The organism is Mycobacterium lacus (assembly GCF_010731535.1).
GTDB lineage: Bacteria > Actinomycetota > Actinomycetes > Mycobacteriales > Mycobacteriaceae > Mycobacterium > Mycobacterium lacus.
The window spans coordinates 2,256,262-2,273,530 of record NZ_AP022581.1 but is presented as its reverse complement, the minus strand read 5'-3'; the positions used below and the strand labels follow the sequence as shown (position 1 = coordinate 2,273,530).

The following is a 17,269-nucleotide window of genomic DNA, read 5'->3' as shown; positions in this document are numbered from 1 at the left end:
CGTCACAGTTCCGGCTGGTCGGGCCGCCGGTTGTCCAGCCGAGATTTCTTGCGGCGCAACAACACTCGCCTGCTGCCGTCGGTGTAGAGGCGGACCCGCGTCAGTTCCCAGCCACGATATTCGGCCTCGATCGACAGCCGGGTGGACGCGCTGAGCCGGGTGACTTCCGGCGGGAGGCGCAACGGCACCCACTCGTACTCGTCGGACATGTCGGTGTCCCAGCCCGCGGGCAGTCTGCTTTTCATGGGATGCCCGCCGCATGCTCGATGACCTGGACTCCGGCACCCGACCCCGACACTACATAGAGCGTCCCAGACGCTTGGTCGAAGGCCAGCAGGTTGGGTTGCTGCACGGTTGGGTAACGCACCTTGTCGACGGGAATTCCGGTGGACAGATCGTAACCAATGACCATGTTCGACGCAGTCTGGGACACCCAGGCCAACCCCCGCGACCCGACCAGCCCATTCGGGGCCTGCCGCACCGAGTAGGCCTGGCGCAACATCAGCGGGGTCCGCATTTGAACAACAGCCGTACACCAGCAGCTGGCCGCCGCGAGTGTCGGCGACCAGCACCACGCCCAGCGGATCGCTGGCCAGGGTGGTGGCGCCCTGGCCGGCCCGCAGCGCCTGCCCGACACGACCGTCGGCGCCGATCGTCGTCACCGAGGTCTGCTCGCGATCCAAGACGATTGTCGTATTGCCTTGTGTCGCAAGGGCATCGACGCGCGCGAAGAGCTTCGTGCAATTGGCTATGCTGGCGGTTCCGGAGGCGAGGATGCACACGGCGCCGTCGGCGCTGCCCAGCGCCAGCTTGCCGTCGGCCCGGAGCGCGATCGCGGTGAACTCCGCGCGCGGGGCGTCGGCCACGCTCACCCGTGCGCCGTGGCCGGCGGACAGGTCGACCGCGACGTAGCCGCCGCGGGCGGCAAAATAGGCCGTGCCGCGACCGTCACCGGTCACCGCGGTCGCAGCCCCGGCAGGGCAATGACATGCGGCGGGACTTGCGCACCGCCAAACACCGTGATGCTGGCCGGCCCCGAGGGGTCGGGGCCGGGGGTGAGCACTGCCAGCTGGCGAGTGCCTTCGTCATATATCGCCGCTTGAGGATGGCCACCCAGCGGGTGCACCGCGCCTGCGGGGGATCCTGCGACACGGGTGGCGACACCGCCGCCTGTGCCGGCTCGATGGTGGGAGGGGGGATATCGAGCGGGTTCGACGAACACCCCATCACGCGGCCCGTCACCGCCAGCAAAGTCGCCAAGCTAGATATACAGCGGTGAACTGCGAGTTTATGCTTGGCTGGCAACGCTGCGCCTGCGACCGTGAGACATCAGCTCCGCATCTTCGGAAACGTTGTCGTATCGATCTCGCCATGTTGCCATCACAAGGTGGTACCGGGGAGGTATCCTCTCGGCATGACCGTCACCGCTGACCGGCATGTTGCAGACCATGAGTTTGCTGTCGAAGACATGATCGCGGGAATTTTCGCTAGCGGGTACGGACAAGTCGGTGATGGGCGCAGTTTTTCGTTCCATATCGAGCACCGCTCGCTCGTTGTCGAGATTTACCGGCCGCGACTGGCCGGGCCGGTTCCGCAGGCCGAGGATGTGGTCGCGAAGGCGGTCCGGAGCCTGGTCGACATCGACCTCACCGACGAGCGCAGTCTTGCGGCCGCGGTGCGCGACTCGGTCGCGCGCGCAGTGCCGGTATCGCGTTAGCCCGGCGATGATGCGGGCCGTACGGCGGCCCGTTGCGGGGGTACCCCCAGCCGCGTACCGGCGAGGGGGAGAGCCGGGCAATTGTGGCTAGTCGGGTCCGCTAGCGGAGCCCTGTACCGGGTACGGTCGTCGTCGTGACCGCGGTTTCGGCGATGTCCTGGTGGCAGGTCATCGTATTGGCCGTGGCGCAGGGTTTGACCGAGTTTCTGCCGGTGTCATCGTCGGCGCACCTGGCGATCGTGTCGCGGATCTTCTTCACCGGCGATGCCGGCGCCTCGTTCACCGCCGTCAGCCAGTTGGGCACCGAAGCTGCCGTGCTGGTCTACTTCGCGCGGGACATCGTGCGGATCGCCAAGGCCTGGTTGAACGGGCTGCTCGTCAGGGCTGCGCGCAACGCTGACTATCGGCTCGGCTGGTACGTCATGATCGGGACCATTCCGATCTGCATCCTAGGTCTGCTTTTCAAAGACGAGATCCGGTCGGGGGTGCGCAACCTATGGGTGGTGGCGACGGCGATGGTGGCGTTCTCGGCGGTGATCGCCCTCGCCGAGTACCTCGGTCGCCAGAGCCGTCACATCGAGCAGCTGACCTGGCGGGACGCCGTGGTGGTGGGCATCGCGCAAACCCTGGCACTGGTCCCGGGCGTCTCGCGGTCCGGGTCGACCATCAGCGCCGGGCTGTTTGTCGGGCTCGAACGCGAACTCGCTGCTCGATTCGGCTTCCTGCTGGCCATACCGGCGGTGTTCGCGTCCGGGTTGTTCTCCCTGCCCGACGCTTTCCACCCGGTTACCGAGGGGATGAGCGCGACCGGTCCGCAGCTGCTGGCGGCCACCGTGATCGCGTTCGTCATCGGTTTGACCGCCGTGGCCTGGTTCCTGCGGTTTCTGCTGCGACACAGCATGGATTGGTTCGTCGGGTACCGAGTGGTCGTCGGCGGGGGCGTGTTGATCCTGCTGGCGACCGGGGCGCTGGCGGCGACATGACCGTCATCCTGTTGCGGCACGGCCGGTCCACCTCGAACACCGCCGCCATCCTGGCCGGTCGTTCCGAGGGCGTCGACCTCGACGACAAGGGCCGCGCGCAGGCCGCCGGGCTGATCGACCGGGTCGGTGACCTGCGGCTCCGGGCGGTGGTGACTTCGCCCATGCTGCGGTGTCGTCGTACCGTCGAACCATTGGCCGACGCGCTGTGCCTCGAGCCCGTCATCGACGAGCGGCTCTCGGAGGTCGACTACGGCGAATGGACCGGCCGCAAGATCGGCGAGCTGGTCAACGAGCCGTTGTGGAAGGTGGTCCAGGCCCATCCCAGCGCCGCGGTGTTTCCCGGCGGGGAGGGCTTGTCACAGGTGCAGGCCCGCGCGGTGGCCGCCGTCCGCGAACACGACCGGCGATTGGCCTTGGAATATGGCGGCGACGTGCTCTGGCTGGCCTGTAGCCACGGCGACGTCATCAAGGCGGTGATCGCTGACGCGTTCGGCACGCATCTGGACAGCTTCCAGCGAATCACCGCCGACCCCGGGTCGATAAGCGTCATCCGCTACACCCAGCTGCGACCGTTCGTTGTGCACGTCAACCACACCGGTGCGCGGCTATCGGCCGGGTTGCGCGCCGCGCCGCCGTCGCAGCGGCAGCCCAACGGCGAGGTCCCGTCCGGCGAGGCGGTGCTCGGGGGGTCCGCCGACTAGCCAGTGTCCGCGGATGTGCCGTCGCGCATCGAGCCTGCGTTCAGGGCCGCCGCCGAGGCCGGCAGGGCGGCCTGAGTGCAGGCTCGGCGCCACCGGCGCAGGCTCGACGGGACGACTAAGCTCGTGCATCGGGCGGCGCATCGCGGTGTCGCGCGTTGATCCCCTCAGCCGCCGGGGCCGCGCCCGCTAACGAATCGCACAGCAACACCAATTGCCGGTATTTTGGAGATGCCATGGCCCGCGCAATTCACGTATTCCGCACGCCCGACCGCTTCGTGGCCGGGACGGTTGGCCAGCCCGGAAACCGCACCTTCTACCTGCAGGCGGTGCACGACTCCCGGGTGGTTTCGGTGGTCCTGGAGAAGCAGCAGGTCGCGGTCCTCGCCGAACGCATCGGAGCGCTACTGCACGAGGTGCATCGCAGATTCGGCACGCCGGTGCCCCCGGAGCCCGCCGAGGTCGATGACCTCAGCCCGCTGATCATGCCGGTAGACGCCGAGTTTCGGGTCGGGACCATGGGACTGGGCTGGGATTCGGAAGCGCAGACCGTGGTGGTCGAATTGCTGGCCGTCACCGACGCGGAGTTCGATGCCTCCGTGGTGCTCGACGACACCGAGGAGGGCCCCGATGCGGTGCGGGTGTTTCTGACGCCCGAGTCGGCGCGGCAGTTCGCCACCCGGTCCAACCGGGTCATTTCGGCGGGACGTCCGCCGTGCCCGCTGTGCGACGAACCGCTGGACCCCGAGGGACACATTTGTGCGCGCGCCAACGGTTACCGGCGCGAAGCGCTGCTCGGGCCTAGCGATGACACCGAGGGCTGACGAGCGTGAGGTGTTGCGCGACGGCGCGCTGACGGTCATCGGACGCATCCGCTCGGCCAGCAACGCCACCTATTTGTGCGAGTCGACACGGGGACAGCGCAGCGTGCACTGCGTCTACAAGCCGGTCTCCGGCGAGCAGCCGCTGTGGGATTTTCCCGACGGAACACTGGCCGGCCGCGAACTCAGCGCCTACCTGGTGTCGACACAATTGGGCTGGAACATCGTGCCGTACACCGTCATTCGTGACGGACCGGCGGGGCCCGGCATGCTTCAGCTGTGGGTGCAGCAGCCCGGCGATGCTGTTGGTTCCGATCCCGAGCCCGGTCCCGACCTGGTCGATCTGTTTCCCGCGCGCAAGCCGCGACCGGGGTACCTGTCGGTGCTGCGAGCCTACGACTACGCCGGCGACGAGGTCATCTTGATGCACGCGGACGACATCCGGTTGCGGCGGATCGCGGTGTTCGACGTGCTGATCAACAACGCCGACCGCAAGGGCGGCCACATCCTGCGCGGCCTCGACGGCCACGTCTACGGCGTCGATCACGGTTTGTGCCTGCACGTCGAAGACAAGCTGCGCACGGTGCTGTGGGGTTGGGCCGGCAAGCCGATCGACGACGAAACCCTGGAGGTGGTGGCCGGGCTCGACGATGCCCTCGGCGACCGGCTTGGCGACGCACTGGCCGGGACGATCACCCCTGCGGAAATCCGCGCGCTGCGGCGGCGCGCGCTCGCGTTGCTCGACAATCCGGTGATGCCCGGGCCGAACCGGCATCGTCCCATTCCCTGGCCGGCGTTCTAGGTTCCGGTTGCCCACCGCGTGAGCACGCGGGCGTCAACTCAGCGTTGCAGCGGATTCTCCCAGCGCAGATCCGCAAAGCGGGCGAAGTCGGTGTCGGTGGAGTAGAGCGTCAGACCGTTCTCAATAGCCAAAGCGGCCAGCATCGGGTCCTGGTTGCGGGGTCCACGCGACGGGAGCGGATAGCCAGCTGTCGACGATGTCGATTGCGGCAGCGGGCGTCAAGGGTCGCGGAAATGCTCGCGGATGAGTCCCGATGCGCAGGAACGCTGCCATGCTTTGCCACGGCAAGCCGACCCGTCGGGATCCGTTGAGCTGCGCCGAAAGCCAGCCGACCGCGGCGCGATGTTGTGCCGCACGCTCGTCGACCGCGTAGAGCGGCGTCAGCGACTTGCCGGGCCGTCCAGCGTCTCGATGGCGTCGGCGACATTGGAGTAGTCGATGCCCTCGCCCATGTCATAGGTCTGCTGACGAAACCGTTTGGTGGCTTGCTTTTTCGACAGGCCATTGCGGGTCAGCCGCACGGCGGCGACGCCGACGGCGAAGGTGATAGTGACGCGCACCCCACAATTCTCGCTGCATCCCCAATTCGGACAACCAAGCATCATGATGCGCCCGATCCCTCAGTCACCACGCACGCTCGGCTCGGCGATACTGAAGCGGTGAGCGCCGCCGCACGTGACCTGACAGACGCCGCGCTCGCCGCCGATCTGGCTGCCGATGCCGGGAAGCTGTTGCTCGAGGTGCGTGAGGAGATCGGTTTCGGGCATCCGTGGGCGCTCGGCGAGGCGGGTGACACCGAGTCAAACTCGCTGTTGCTGCGCCGCCTGCGAGCCGAGCGCCCGGGTGATGCGGTGCTCAGCGAGGAAGCCCACGACGATCTGAAACGCCTGAAGTCCGACCGGGTGTGGATCATCGACCCGTTGGACGGCACCCGCGAATTCTCCACGCAGGGGCGCGACGACTGGGCGGTACACGTCGCGCTGTGGCAACGCCATGCCGACGGCAGGCCGCAGATCACCGACGCCGCGGTGGCGTTGCCGGCCCGCGGGAACGTCGTGTACCGCACCGACACCGTGACGGCGGGGGCGGCGCGGGTCGGCGTTCCCAGCACCGTGCGGGTCGCCGTCAGCGCCACCCGGCCACCCGCGGTTCTGCACCGGATACGGCAGACGTTGGCCGTCCAACCCGTGGCGATCGGCTCGGCGGGCGCCAAGGCGATGGCTCTCATCGACGGCGAGGTCGACGCCTACCTGCATGCCGGTGGCCAATGGGAATGGGATTCGGCGGCGCCGGCCGGGGTGGTGCTGGCCGCCGGCATGCATGCATCGCGCCTCGACGGCTCGCCGCTGCAGTACAACCAGCTCGACCCGTACCTGCCCGACTTTGTCATGTGCCGCGCCGAGGTGGCGCCGATTCTGCTCGGCGCCATTCGGGACGCGTGGCGCTAAGCCAGCCAGGCGGTCGACCAGATTGCCCCCATGGCTGTGATTTCCGGGAAGCGACAACCATGGGGGCAATCTCGCTGGCGAGCGACCAGCCGGGCTTAGGCCTTTCCGGCCCGCTCGGTGCGTTCGGCACGCTTTAGAGTCGTTGGCATGCAGTTGTGGTCGTGCGCACCGGTCCCCACAGTGCCGGGAAGCGGGCCGGAGCTTCGGCTGTACGACACCGCCGACCGGCAGGTGCGCCCGGTGGCGCCCGGCCGCAAGGCCACCATGTACGTCTGCGGGATCACCCCGTATGACGCCACCCATCTGGGCCACGCCGCCACCTACCTCGCGTTCGACCTGGTCCATCGACTGTGGCTGGACCTCGGTCACGACGTGTACTACGTGCAGAACATCACCGACGTCGACGATCCGTTGTTCGAGCGCGCCGATCGCGACGGCGTGGACTGGCGCGACCTCGCCGGGCGTGAGGTGGGGCTATTCCGCGAGGACATGGCGGCGCTACGGGTGCTGCCCCCGCATGACTATGTCGCGGCCACCGAGACGGTTGCCGAGATGGTCGAGCTCATCGAAAAGATGCTGGCCTCTGGGGCGGCGTATGTGCTCGACCCGGAAGTAGGGGGACACCAGGACGTCTACTACCGGGCGGGCGCGACGCCGCAGTTTGGCTACGAGTCCGGTTATGACCGCGACACCATGCTGCGGCTGTCCGAGCAGCGCGGCGGCGATCCGGGCCGGCCCGGCAAGGCCGACGAGCTCGACGCGCTGCTGTGGCGGGCCGCGCGGCCCGGCGAGCCCAGCTGGCCGTCGCCGTTCGGTCCGGGCCGGCCGGGCTGGCACGTGGAGTGCGCGGCGATCGCGCTCAGCCGAATCGGCAGCGGCCTGGACATTCAGGGCGGGGGCAGTGACTTGATCTTTCCGCATCACGAGTTCACCGCCGCGCATGCCGAATGTGTCACCGGCGATCGGCGATTCGCCCGCCATTACGTGCACGCCGGGATGATCGGCTGGGACGGGCACAAGATGTCCAAGAGCCGCGGCAACCTGGTGCTGGTGTCGGCGTTGCGGGCCCGAGGCGTCGAGCCGTCGGCAATACGGCTGGGCCTGCTGGCCGGGCACTACCGCGCGGACCGGTTGTGGACCGAGCACGTGCTCGACGAGGCCACCACCCGGCTGCGGCGGTGGCGCTCCGCGACCGCGCTGCCGGCCGGACCCGACGCCGCCGACGCGATCGCCCGGGTGCGCCGCTATCTGGCCGACGATCTCGATACGCCCAAAGCGATTGCCGCACTGGATGGTTGGGCCACCGATGCGCTGGAGTACGGCGGCCACGATGCCGCGGCGCCGAAGTCGGTGGCGACCGCGATCGATGGCCTGCTCGGGGTGGACCTGTAGTCGCCGCGGCGGTACGTTTCGGCCATGACATCGCTGCAGGGCAAAGTCGTCCTCATCACGGGCGGTGCCCGGGGAATCGGGGCCGAGGTCGCGCGCCGGCTACGCAACAAGGGCGCCAAACTCGTAGTGATCGATCTGGGCAAGGACGAGCTCGCGGCGATAGCCGCCGAACTCGGCGACGACGAGCGAGTGCTGACCGTCGTCGCCGACGTGCGCGATCTGCCCGCCATGCAGGCCGCGGCCGGCCAGGCCGTCGAACGCTTCGGCGGCATCGATGTCGTCGTGGCCAACGCCGGCATCGCCAGCTACGGCTCGGTGCTGCAGGTCGACCCGGAGGCGTTCAAGCGGGTGCTGGACGTCAACGTGCTCGGTGTCTTTCACACCGTGCGGGCGACGTTGCCGGCGGTGATCGACCGCCGCGGTTATGTGCTGATCGTCTCGTCGCTGGCCGCGTTCGCGGCGCCTCCCGGGATGGCGTCCTACGACATGTCCAAGGCCGGCGTCGAGCATTTCGCCAACTCGCTGCGCCTCGAGGTCGCGCATTTCGGCGTCGGTGTCGGCTGCGCGCATATGTCGTGGATCGACACCGCCCTGGTTCGCGACACCAGGTCCGACCTGCCGTCGTTCGACCAACTACTCGCGAGGCTGCCCTGGCCGTTGAACAAGACCACGTCGGTCAACAAGTGTGCGGCGGCGTTCGTCAAGGGCATCGAGGGCCGCGACCCTCGGGTGTATTGCCCGGACTGGGTCGGCCTGTTCCGTTGGCTCAAGCCCGTGTTGTCCACGCGGCTCGGCGAATTTCCCATCCGCAGAACCGTTGCCGAGCTGATGCCCCGCATGGACGCCGAGGTCGCCGCGCTCGGTCGTTCCACCAGCGCCTACACCCAAGGCTTGGAAAAGCGGCCGTAGTTGACCCGGCGGGGCTACGATTTGTGACGATTTGTGTGGGCCGTCAGTGAACTGAACGGAGGACAACGTGTCTTTTGTGATCGCGGTAGCGCCGGAGATCGCGGCGGCGGCTTCGGATTTGGCTGGGATCGGTTCGGCAATGGCGGCGCCGGTGGGCACGGCGGCACCGGCGTCACCGGGGCAAACGGGGTGAACCCGACCGTCAGCAACAACACCGCGGCGCCCGGCGCCGCCGGCACGAACGACACCCAGACCGGCAATGCGACCGGCGGGCCCGGCGGTTCCGGTGGCACCGGCCTGGCCAGCGTCACCGGCGGCACCGGCGGGCACGGCGGGGACGGGCAGTCGACCGGGGGAGGTCTCGCCAGGGGCGGCGACGGCGGCGCCGGTGGCCTGGGCGGTGCCGGCGGTACCGGCGGACAAGGTGGCGCGGGTTTGTCCAGCCTTGGTTCATCCATAGCAGGTACGGGCGGCACCGGCGGCGACGCCAGGGCGTCGGGCGGGGCGGGCGGTGGCGGCGGGCTGGGCGGGACCGCCCAGAGTCCTTCCGCCAGCGCCAACGGGGGAAGCGGCGGCACCGGTGGTCGGGGCAATATCAGCGACGTGGCCGGCAACGCCGGAGGTGACGGCGGTCACGGCGGGCTGCTGATCGGCGCCGGCGGGGTGGGCGGTGTTGGCGGTGTGGGCGACGCCGGGGGGCGGGCGGTGCGGGTGGCACCGGCGGGTCTGCCGTGGCCAGCCCCGTCCTTGGTGGCAAGGCCCAAAGCGGCGGCGGTGGCTTCGGCGGTGATGGCGGCGACGGCGGCACCGGAGGCACCGGCGGTGGTAGGGGAGCGGGCGGCTCCGGGGGGCGCGGGGGCTGGCTATTCGGTCGGGCGGGAGCTAGCGGCGCTGCCGGGGGCGGCGGCGAGGGCGGGGCCGGCGGCACCGGCGGCGCGTTCGGGGCCGGCGGCCCAGGCGGAAGTCCCGGCGGCGCCCCGGCATCAACGGCAAGGCCGGGAACGACGGCAGCCAGGGCGCCCACGGCTGAACCGGCGCCCCGATTACCGCCCAAATCCCGGCCGTCGCCGGCGCAGATAGCGCTCGAACTCGGCGGCTAGCGCGTCGGCGTCGATGTTGCCGACGTCCACCGCCGCGTCGCCATGCTGCTCCAGCGACTGCACGTAGTCGGCCAGCTCGTCGTCCTCGGCGGTCATCTCGGTGACCTCTCGCTCCCATGCCTCGGCCAGCGCAGGCAGGTCGGCCAGCGGCACCTCGACGTCGAGCACGTCCTCGACTCGGCGCAGCAGGGCCACGGTCGCCTTCGGGTTCGGCGGCTGTGACACGTAATGCGGCACCGCCGCCCAGAACGTCACCGCCGGGATGCCGGCCGCCACGCAGGCGTATTGGAAGACCCCGGCGATGCCGGTCGGGCCCTCGTAGCGGGTTTCCTCCAGGCCGAAGTGGTGCGCCGACTCGGGGGAGTAGGCCGCGCCGGTGACTGGCACCGGCCGGGTGTGCGGGGTGTCGGCCAGCAGCGCCCCCAGGATCACGACGGTGTCGACGTTGAGCTTGTCGATGATGGCCAGCAGCTCGTCGCAGAATGTGCGCCAGCGCATGTTCGGTTCCACCCCGTGCATCAGCACGACGTCGCGGTCGCTGCCCGGCGGGCGGCAGTGTGAGATCCGCATCGCCGGCCACTGAAGCTCCCGGGTGACGCCGTCGACCTGGCGGATCTCCGGACGATTCACCTGGTAGTCGTAATAGGCCTCGTCGTCGATCTCCACGATCGGACGGGCTTTCCAGATGGCGGCCAGGTGAGCCACCGCGTCGCTGGCCGCGTCACCGGCATCGTTCCAGCCCTCGAAGGCCGCCACGACGACGGTGTTATGCAGTTCGGGCAGTGTTTCGCTGCCATCGGACGGGCTCACAGAATCAGCGTACGGCCTGGGCCTGACCTGTCAGAGCGCTGTCAACGACTGAGGAATTTCCCAGAGGCCGACTATCCTTGCCCTGTGACTGCAGCAAACGAACACCACTACGACACCGATCTCCTCGACGTTTTGTCGCGGCGCGTGGTGGTGGGCGACGGCGCCATGGGCACCCAGTTGCAGGGCGCGGACCTCACGCTCGACGACTTCCGCGGCCTGGAAGGCTGCAACGAGATCCTCAACGAGACCCGCCCCGACGTGCTGGAAGCCATCCACCGCAACTACTTCGAGGCGGGTGCCGACGCCGTCGAGACGAACACGTTCGGCTGCAACCTGTCCAACCTCGGCGACTACGACATCGCCGACAAGATCCGCGACCTGTCGGAGAAGGGCACCGCGATCGCCCGCCGGGTCGCCGACGAGATGGCCACACCGGACCGCAGACGCTACGTGCTGGGGTCGATGGGGCCGGGCACCAAGCTGCCGACGCTGGGCCACACCGAGTACGCGGTCATCCGTGACGCCTACACCGAGGCCGCCCTCGGCATGCTCGACGGCGGCGCCGACGCCATCCTGGTGGAAACCTGCCAGGACCTGCTGCAGCTCAAGGCGGCGGTGCTGGGGTCGCGTCGCGCGATGAAGCGGGCCGGGCGGCACATTCCGGTGTTCGCGCACGTCACCGTGGAGACCACCGGCACGATGCTGTTGGGCAGCGAGATCGGCGCGGCGCTGACGGCCGTCGAGCCGCTCGGCGTGGACATGATCGGTTTGAATTGCGCGACCGGGCCCGCCGAGATGAGCGAGCACCTGCGGCACCTGTCGCGGCACGCCCGCATCCCGGTGTCGGTGATGCCCAACGCCGGGTTGCCGGTGCTGGGCGCGAAAGGCGCTGAATATCCGCTGCTGCCAGACGAATTGGCGGAGGCGCTGTCCGGTTTCATCGCCGAGTTCGGACTGTCGCTGGTCGGCGGCTGTTGTGGTACCACCCCGGCCCACATCCGGGAGGTGGCCGCCGCAGTCGCTGACGTCAACCGCCCCGAGCGCCACGTCACCTCCGAGCCGTCGGTGTCGTCGCTGTACACCGCCATCCCGTTCGCGCAGGACGCCTCGGTCCTGGTGATCGGCGAGCGGACAAATGCCAACGGCTCCAAGGGCTTTCGTGAGGCGATGATCGCCGAGGACTACCAGAAGTGTCTGGACATCGCCAAGGACCAGACCCGCGACGGCGCACACCTGCTGGATCTATGTGTCGACTACGTGGGCCGCGACGGCGTGGCCGACATGAAGGCACTGGCCAGCCGGCTGGCCACGTCGTCGACGCTGCCGATCATGCTGGACTCCACCGAAACCCCGGTGCTGCGAGCCGGTTTGGAGCATCTGGGTGGCCGCTGCGCCATCAACTCGGTCAACTACGAGGACGGCGACGGCCCGGAGTCGCGCTTCGCCAAGACCATGGAGCTGGTCGCCGAGCACGGCGCGGCGGTGGTCGCGCTGACCATCGACGAAGAGGGTCAGGCCCGCACCGCGGAGAAGAAGGTCGAGATCGCCGAGCGGCTGATCGCCGACATCACCGGCAACTGGGGCGTCGACGAATCCTCCATCCTCATCGACACTTTGACATTCACCATCGCCACCGGGCAGGAGGAGTCGCGCCGCGACGGCATCGAGACCATCGAGGCGATCCGCGAGCTCAAGCGGCGTCACCCCAACGTGCAGACCACGCTGGGCTTGTCCAACATCTCGTTCGGCCTCAATCCCGCTGCGCGCCAAGTGCTCAACTCGGTGTTCTTGCACGAATGCCAGGAGGCGGGGCTGGACTCGGCGATCGTGCACGCGTCGAAGATCCTGCCCATCAACCGCATACCCGAAGAACAACGCAACGTCGCGCTGGACCTGATCTACGACCGCCGCCGCGACGGCTATGACCCGCTGCAGGAGCTGATGCGCCTGTTCGAGGGCGTGTCGGCGGCGTCGTCAAAAGAATCCCGGGCCGCCGAACTGGCGAAACTGCCCCTGTTCGAGCGGCTGGCGCAACGCATCGTCGACGGCGAACGCAACGGCCTCGAGGCAGACCTCGACGAGGCGATGACGCAGAAGCCGCCGCTGGAGATCATCAACGAGAACCTGTTGGCCGGCATGAAGACCGTCGGCGAGCTGTTCGGCTCCGGCCAGATGCAGCTGCCGTTCGTGTTGCAGTCCGCCGAGGTGATGAAAACCGCGGTCGCCTACCTGGAGCCGCACATGGAAAAGGCCGAAGGTGACGCCGGCAAGGGACGGATCGTGCTCGCCACCGTCAAGGGCGACGTGCACGACATCGGCAAGAACCTCGTCGACATCATCTTGAGCAACAACGGCTACGAGGTGGTCAACATCGGCATCAAGCAGCCGATTGCCAACATTCTCGAGGTCGCCGAGGACAAGAGCGCCGACGTGGTCGGCATGTCGGGCCTGCTGGTGAAGTCGACCGTGGTGATGAAGGAAAACCTCGAGGAGATGAACACCCGGGGAGTCGCCGAAAGGTTCCCGGTGCTGCTCGGCGGCGCGGCGCTGACGCGCAGTTATGTGGAGAACGACCTGGCCGAAGTCTACGAGGGCGAAGTGCATTACGCGCGAGACGCTTTTGAGGGCCTGAAGCTGATGGACACCATCATGAGCGCCAAGCGGGGCGAGGCGCCGGACACCGACAGCCCGGAGGCAATCGCGGCCCGCAAGAAGGAAGCCGAGCGCAAGGCCCGTCACGAGCGGTCCAAACGCATTGCGGCGCAACGCAAAGCGGCCGAAGAGCCGGTCGAAGTGCCCGAACGCTCCGATGTCGCGGCCGATGTCGAGGTCCCCGTTCCGCCGTTCTGGGGATCGCGGATCGTCAAGGGCCTAGCGGTGGCCGACTACACCGGCCTGCTCGACGAGCGAGCGTTGTTCTTGGGCCAGTGGGGTTTACGCGGTGTGCGCGGCGGACAGGGACCGGCGTACGAGGACCTCGTCGAGACCGAAGGCCGGCCCCGGCTGCGGCACTGGCTCGACCAGTTGTCCACCGACGGCATCCTGGCGCACGCCGCCGTGGTGTACGGCTACTTCCCGGCGGTCTCCGAGGGCGACGACGTCGTGGTGCTCACCGAGCCGAAAGCCGATGCGCGGGAGCGGTTCCGGTTCACCTTCCCGCGCCAGCAACGCGGCCGGTTCCTGTGCATCGCCGACTTCATCCGGTCGCGAGAGCTGGCCAGCGAGCGCGGCGAGGTTGACGTGCTGCCATTCCAACTGGTGACCATGGGCCAACCCATCGCCGACTTCGCCAACAAGCTGTTCGCGTCCAATTCCTATCGCGATTACCTCGAAGTGCACGGGATCGGCGTGCAATTCACCGAGGCGCTTGCCGAATACTGGCACCGGCGTATCCGCGAGGAGCTCAAGTTTTCCGGGGACCGGGCGATGGCCGCTGACGATCCCGATGCCGTCGAGGACTATTTCAAGCTCGGCTACCGTGGTGCCCGGTTCGCCTTCGGTTACGGCGCATGCCCGGACCTCGAGGACCGGGCCAAGATGATGGAGCTGCTGCAGCCCGAACGCATCGGCGTGACGTTGTCCGAGGAGTTGCAGCTGCATCCCGAGCAGTCGACCGACGCGTTCGTCCTGCACCATCCCGAGGCCAAGTACTTCAACGTGTGAGCGCAAACGCCTGTGGTCGGGGGGCACAGCCACCCACCGACAGAGCACCCGATCAGCCGGGGTCGCCGTGGGTCCGTCGGTGCCGTTTGCTCCCTGCGCGCCCCACTTCCGGGGCCATATGCGCGCAGCGGTCACGAGGTGCCTCACGTAGAAGTGAGCGCGAAGCGGTGGTTGGTGCCTCGCGCATGGTGAGCGCGTGGGGGGCTTGCACTACTTCGCGGTGGCCAATCGGTTGATTGACGGTTGTCATGCTTGCAGGTCGAGGCGGCGGGCGGCGGACAGGGCCTCGGTTTTGGTCTTGGCCAGGTCGAGCAGCTGCATTTGGATGGTGTTGATCTGACGGGTCAGATCGGCGGGGTTGATGCCCTCGATTCGGGCGGCCACGTTCGAGAGTTGTTGTGCATAGGACTCCCGATGCCTGTAGGCGCTGCCACGGGGTGGCCGGGCTGTCGTAGATGCGCTTGCGGCGACCGTCAGTTGTGGTGGTGTAGCCGACCGGCTTTTTCGTCGGGGTGAAGAAGTTGCACCGCAGCGACACCAACGGCCACAGCTCGTTGAGCAGCTCCAGCTCTTCGGGGGTGTCATAGCGGCAGTAGAACGCGTGTTTGCGCACCACATGATTGTTCTTCGACTCCACATGGGCCTGGTCGTTCTTCTGGTAGGGCCGCGAGCGGGTCTGGGCGATGTCGCGGGCCTGCAGCCAGTCGGCGACCTCGTGATTGATGAACTCACCACCCGCAATCCGAATCGAAAACCGCCATCGGGAACGGAAAACGCTGCTGCAGTTCCTCGATGCCCTCGAGGATCCACGTGACGGCGTTGTTGCGGATCGAGTGGTTCTCGGTCCAGCCGATCACCAGATCGGTCATCGTCAGCGTGCGGGCGAACTCGCCGATCAACGTCGGGCCGCAGTGCGCCACGGTGTCGGCCTCGATCACTCCCGGGGCCTGGGGCGCCTCATCGGCGCAGGTGCGGATGGAGATCGAATTCCGCAGCAGCGGGTTTGGTGGTCGAGATGCCCTTGATGCGCATCGCATCCCGGGCGGGTTTGAGGTAGCGGTCCACGGTGGCCGCGCTCATTGTCTTCAAAAGCGGCAGCCATAGTTCGACCATGACCACCAGGTACTTGCCGCACGGCATGCCCATCAACGCCCACACATGCTCCAAAAGGGCCCTGGCGTCGTCGCTGAAGCCCCGCGGTCGCAAGCTGCGCCCATCGACCTGCTCGGCCGGTGCCGGCAGCCTCGGGCCGGTCAACAGCCGCCGCGCCGTCGAGCGGCCCATCCCCGTGGTCGCCACCACCCGATCCAGGATCGCGGTCTTGTCCGCCGTGGACGCATTGCGGTACTGACCTCGCAATTTGTTGGTTACCTGCCGTCTTGCGGCCACGTCGATCTTGCCCTTCACAGAGCAATGATCAGAACCTGTGGATGGGCCTCGGCGAGGCGGCGTGATTGGGCGCACCTTCCCGAGGATGATCTGAATTCCCAAGTTGTCTGATCAAGGACCGGCGTTGACGCGCTGGTTCGGGAAGGTACGACCATGCTCAATGTAGTCCCTGAGGCCGGCGATCGTGATGGTTCGGCTGCTGCGCCGGTCGCGTTGGCGGGCCCGGTGTCGTGATCGATGAGATCGTGCGCGAGGGCGCGCGGCAGATGCTGGCCGCGGCGTTGCGGGCGGAGGTGTCCGCCTACTGCGCCCGGTTCGCTGATGAGCGCGACGAGAACGGGCATCGGCTGGTGGTGCGCAATGGCTATCACGAGCCCCGCGAGGTGATGACGGCCGCGGGTGCGATCGAGGTGCACGCCCCGCGGGTCAACGACCGCCGTGTTGACCCGGAAACCGGTGATCGGGTGCGGTTTTCGTTGGCGATCCTGCCGCCGTGGGCGCGCAAGACCCCGCAGGTGGAGCAGGTGCTGCCGCTTTTGTATCTGCACGGTCTGTCGTCGCAGGATTTCGGGCCGACGCTGGGGCAGTTCCTCGGCTCGGCCAAGGGCCTGTCGGCGGCGACGATCACCAAGCTGACCCAGGCGATGACCCAGGCCGAGCAGGAGGCGTTCGCGGCACGGGATCTCTCGGGGGTTGATTACGTGTATGTGTGGGCCGACGGCATTCACGTCAATGTGCGCCTGGAGGAGACCAAGTTGTGCCTGCTGGTGTTGATCGGGGTGCGCGCTGATGGGCGCAAGGAGCTGATCGCCCTGGCTGACGGCTACCGGGAGGCGGCTAAGTCGTGGGCGGATCTGCTGCGTGATGCCAAACGTCGCGGCATGCGGGCGCCGGTGCTGGCGATCGGGGATGGGGCGCTGGGGTTCTGGGGCGCGCTGCGCGAGGTGTTCCCGCAGACAAAGGAGCAGCGCTGCTGGTTCCATAAATCTCGAATGTTCTTGGAGCGCTGCCGAAATCAGCGCATCCTGGGGCGAAGAAGGCGTTGGCGGAGATCTGGAACGCCGAGGACAAACGCCACGCACTGGACGCGGTGAAGGCGTTCGAGGTGGCCTACGGCGCCACGTACCCCAAGGCGGTCGCCAAGATCACCGACGACCTCGAGCAGCTGCTGGCCTTCTACGACTTCCCGGCCGAACATTGGGTGCATTTACGCACCACTAAACCCGATCGAAAGCACCTTCTCGACGGTGCGTAATCGGAGCAAGATCACCAAGGGTCCGGGTTCGCGCGCCGCAGGAATCGCCATGGCCTACAAGCTGATCGAGGCCGCACAATCACGCTGGCGCGCGGTCAACGCCCCACACCTGGTCGCCCTTGTCCGTGCTGGCGCCAAATTCGAGAACGGCAAGCTCGTCGAACGACCCGACGAACCGGTCACTGAAGAGACCCAGAAGGAGGAGGCCGCCTGAAAATCTTGATCCACAGGTATTGATGCGATGAAGGGGCGGGGCCTCCGCTCCTCGTGACGTTCCCGGCG

At 67.8% G+C, this 17,269-nt stretch carries 16 protein-coding genes and 3 pseudogenes; 12 read left to right on the top strand and 7 right to left on the bottom strand.

The window, feature by feature from the left end; genetic code table 11:
* Window positions 1-2: 2 nt before the first annotated feature.
* Together G6N24_RS10400 and G6N24_RS10395 are read right to left on the bottom strand one after the other, a co-directional pair.
* Entirely contained in the window at window positions 3-245 is a 243-nt protein-coding gene (locus tag G6N24_RS10400) for a DUF5703 family protein (RefSeq protein ID WP_085161911.1), read from the bottom strand.
* Window positions 242-1,227: pseudogene (locus G6N24_RS10395) on the bottom strand (hypothetical protein). Before G6N24_RS10395 ends, G6N24_RS10400 begins: the two are co-directional and overlap by 4 nt.
* Window positions 1,228-1,414: 187 nt before the next feature.
* Between G6N24_RS10395 and G6N24_RS10390 the strand changes: the two are divergent.
* From G6N24_RS10390 to G6N24_RS10370, 5 genes are all read left to right on the top strand, one after another.
* Entirely contained in the window at window positions 1,415-1,717 is a 303-nt protein-coding gene (locus G6N24_RS10390) for a hypothetical protein (protein WP_085161912.1), read from the top strand.
* A 152-nt stretch (window positions 1,718-1,869) separates the two neighbouring features.
* Complete coding sequence (locus tag G6N24_RS10385; protein ID WP_085161945.1) at window positions 1,870-2,700, top strand: undecaprenyl-diphosphate phosphatase; 831 nt, start codon at window positions 1,870-1,872, stop codon at window positions 2,698-2,700.
* Complete coding sequence (locus G6N24_RS10380; RefSeq protein ID WP_085161913.1) at window positions 2,697-3,401, top strand: histidine phosphatase family protein; 705 nt, start codon at window positions 2,697-2,699, stop codon at window positions 3,399-3,401. Before G6N24_RS10385 ends, G6N24_RS10380 begins: the two co-directional genes overlap by 4 nt.
* 233 nt (window positions 3,402-3,634) lie before the next feature.
* On the top strand, window positions 3,635-4,222 hold the full coding sequence (locus tag G6N24_RS10375) for a DUF3090 domain-containing protein (RefSeq protein ID WP_085161914.1): 588 nt from the start codon (window positions 3,635-3,637) through the stop codon (window positions 4,220-4,222).
* Window positions 4,206-5,021: an SCO1664 family protein gene (locus G6N24_RS10370; protein WP_085161915.1), complete on the top strand. Its 816-nt coding sequence runs from the start codon at window positions 4,206-4,208 to the stop codon at window positions 5,019-5,021. Before G6N24_RS10375 ends, G6N24_RS10370 begins: the two co-directional genes overlap by 17 nt.
* A 380-nt stretch (window positions 5,022-5,401) precedes the next feature.
* Here the strand turns inward: G6N24_RS10370 and G6N24_RS23900 are convergent, their stop codons facing one another.
* The gene (locus G6N24_RS23900; RefSeq protein ID WP_085161916.1) at window positions 5,402-5,581 is read right to left on the bottom strand and encodes a hypothetical protein; all 180 of its coding nucleotides are present in this window, start codon (window positions 5,579-5,581) and stop codon (window positions 5,402-5,404) included.
* 99 nt (window positions 5,582-5,680) lie between these two features.
* Here G6N24_RS23900 and G6N24_RS10355 point away from each other — a divergent pair, with 99 nt between their 5' ends.
* From G6N24_RS10355 to G6N24_RS23895, 4 genes are all read left to right on the top strand, one after another.
* The gene (locus G6N24_RS10355) at window positions 5,681-6,469 is read left to right on the top strand and encodes a 3'(2'),5'-bisphosphate nucleotidase CysQ (RefSeq protein WP_085161917.1); all 789 of its coding nucleotides are present in this window, start codon (window positions 5,681-5,683) and stop codon (window positions 6,467-6,469) included.
* 147 nt (window positions 6,470-6,616) lie between these two features.
* Window positions 6,617-7,861 carry a cysteine--1-D-myo-inosityl 2-amino-2-deoxy-alpha-D-glucopyranoside ligase gene (mshC, locus tag G6N24_RS10350; RefSeq protein ID WP_085161918.1) on the top strand — a complete coding sequence of 415 codons (1,245 nt, stop codon included), beginning with the start codon at window positions 6,617-6,619 and terminating at the stop codon, window positions 7,859-7,861.
* A gap of 24 nt (window positions 7,862-7,885) precedes the next feature.
* Complete coding sequence (locus tag G6N24_RS10345; protein ID WP_085161919.1) at window positions 7,886-8,770, top strand: SDR family oxidoreductase; 885 nt, start codon at window positions 7,886-7,888, stop codon at window positions 8,768-8,770.
* A 33-nt stretch (window positions 8,771-8,803) separates the two neighbouring features.
* The gene (locus G6N24_RS23895; RefSeq protein WP_179963481.1) at window positions 8,804-9,850 is read left to right on the top strand and encodes a hypothetical protein; all 1,047 of its coding nucleotides are present in this window, start codon (window positions 8,804-8,806) and stop codon (window positions 9,848-9,850) included.
* On the opposite strand, the gene G6N24_RS10335 is transcribed toward G6N24_RS23895, so the two are convergent.
* The gene (locus tag G6N24_RS10335; RefSeq protein ID WP_085159056.1) at window positions 9,814-10,680 is read right to left on the bottom strand and encodes a PAC2 family protein; all 867 of its coding nucleotides are present in this window, start codon (window positions 10,678-10,680) and stop codon (window positions 9,814-9,816) included. The genes G6N24_RS23895 and G6N24_RS10335 overlap by 37 nt on opposite strands.
* A gap of 84 nt (window positions 10,681-10,764) precedes the next feature.
* Between G6N24_RS10335 and metH the strand changes: the two genes are divergently transcribed.
* A complete protein-coding gene (gene metH, locus G6N24_RS10330; protein ID WP_085159058.1) occupies window positions 10,765-14,343 on the top strand; it encodes a methionine synthase in 3,579 nt (1,192 codons plus the stop codon).
* 246 nt (window positions 14,344-14,589) lie between these two features.
* On the opposite strand, the gene G6N24_RS24465 is transcribed toward metH, so the two are convergent.
* The 3 genes and pseudogenes from G6N24_RS24465 to G6N24_RS24455 form a co-directional block, all read right to left on the bottom strand.
* Window positions 14,590-14,727: a hypothetical protein gene (locus G6N24_RS24465; RefSeq protein ID WP_232070747.1), complete on the bottom strand. Its 138-nt coding sequence runs from the start codon at window positions 14,725-14,727 to the stop codon at window positions 14,590-14,592.
* Between the two features lie 344 nt (window positions 14,728-15,071).
* Entirely contained in the window at window positions 15,072-15,281 is a 210-nt protein-coding gene (locus tag G6N24_RS24460; RefSeq protein ID WP_232070746.1) for a hypothetical protein, read from the bottom strand.
* A gap of 141 nt (window positions 15,282-15,422) precedes the next feature.
* A pseudogene (locus tag G6N24_RS24455) lies at window positions 15,423-15,627 on the bottom strand (hypothetical protein); the annotation flags it as partial.
* A 371-nt stretch (window positions 15,628-15,998) separates the two neighbouring features.
* Here G6N24_RS24455 and G6N24_RS24005 point away from each other — a divergent pair.
* Together G6N24_RS24005 and G6N24_RS25795 are read left to right on the top strand one after the other, a co-directional pair.
* Window positions 15,999-16,987 (top strand): annotated as a pseudogene (locus tag G6N24_RS24005) (IS256 family transposase).
* Window positions 16,980-17,201, top strand: a complete 222-nt coding sequence (locus tag G6N24_RS25795) for a hypothetical protein (RefSeq protein WP_163745365.1) — start codon at window positions 16,980-16,982, stop codon at window positions 17,199-17,201. Before G6N24_RS24005 ends, G6N24_RS25795 begins: the two are co-directional and overlap by 8 nt.
* The last annotated feature ends 68 nt before the right edge of the window (window positions 17,202-17,269 follow it).

Excerpts from the sequence above, each read along its gene's own strand:
- mshC (WP_085161918.1), top strand. The coding sequence starts at position 6,617 with ATGCAGTTGTGGTCGTGCGCACCGGTCCCCACAGTGCCGGGAAGCGGG.
- G6N24_RS10390 (WP_085161912.1), top strand. The coding sequence starts at position 1,415 with ATGACCGTCACCGCTGACCGGCATGTTGCAGACCATGAGTTTGCTGTC.
- G6N24_RS10345 (WP_085161919.1), top strand. The coding sequence starts at position 7,886 with ATGACATCGCTGCAGGGCAAAGTCGTCCTCATCACGGGCGGTGCCCGG.
- G6N24_RS10375 (WP_085161914.1), top strand. The coding sequence starts at position 3,635 with ATGGCCCGCGCAATTCACGTATTCCGCACGCCCGACCGCTTCGTGGCC.
- G6N24_RS10370 (WP_085161915.1), top strand. The coding sequence starts at position 4,206 with ATGACACCGAGGGCTGACGAGCGTGAGGTGTTGCGCGACGGCGCGCTG.
- G6N24_RS10385 (WP_085161945.1), top strand. The coding sequence starts at position 1,870 with ATGTCCTGGTGGCAGGTCATCGTATTGGCCGTGGCGCAGGGTTTGACC.
- G6N24_RS10400 (WP_085161911.1), bottom strand. The coding sequence starts at position 245 with ATGAAAAGCAGACTGCCCGCGGGCTGGGACACCGACATGTCCGACGAG.
- G6N24_RS10380 (WP_085161913.1), top strand. The coding sequence starts at position 2,697 with ATGACCGTCATCCTGTTGCGGCACGGCCGGTCCACCTCGAACACCGCC.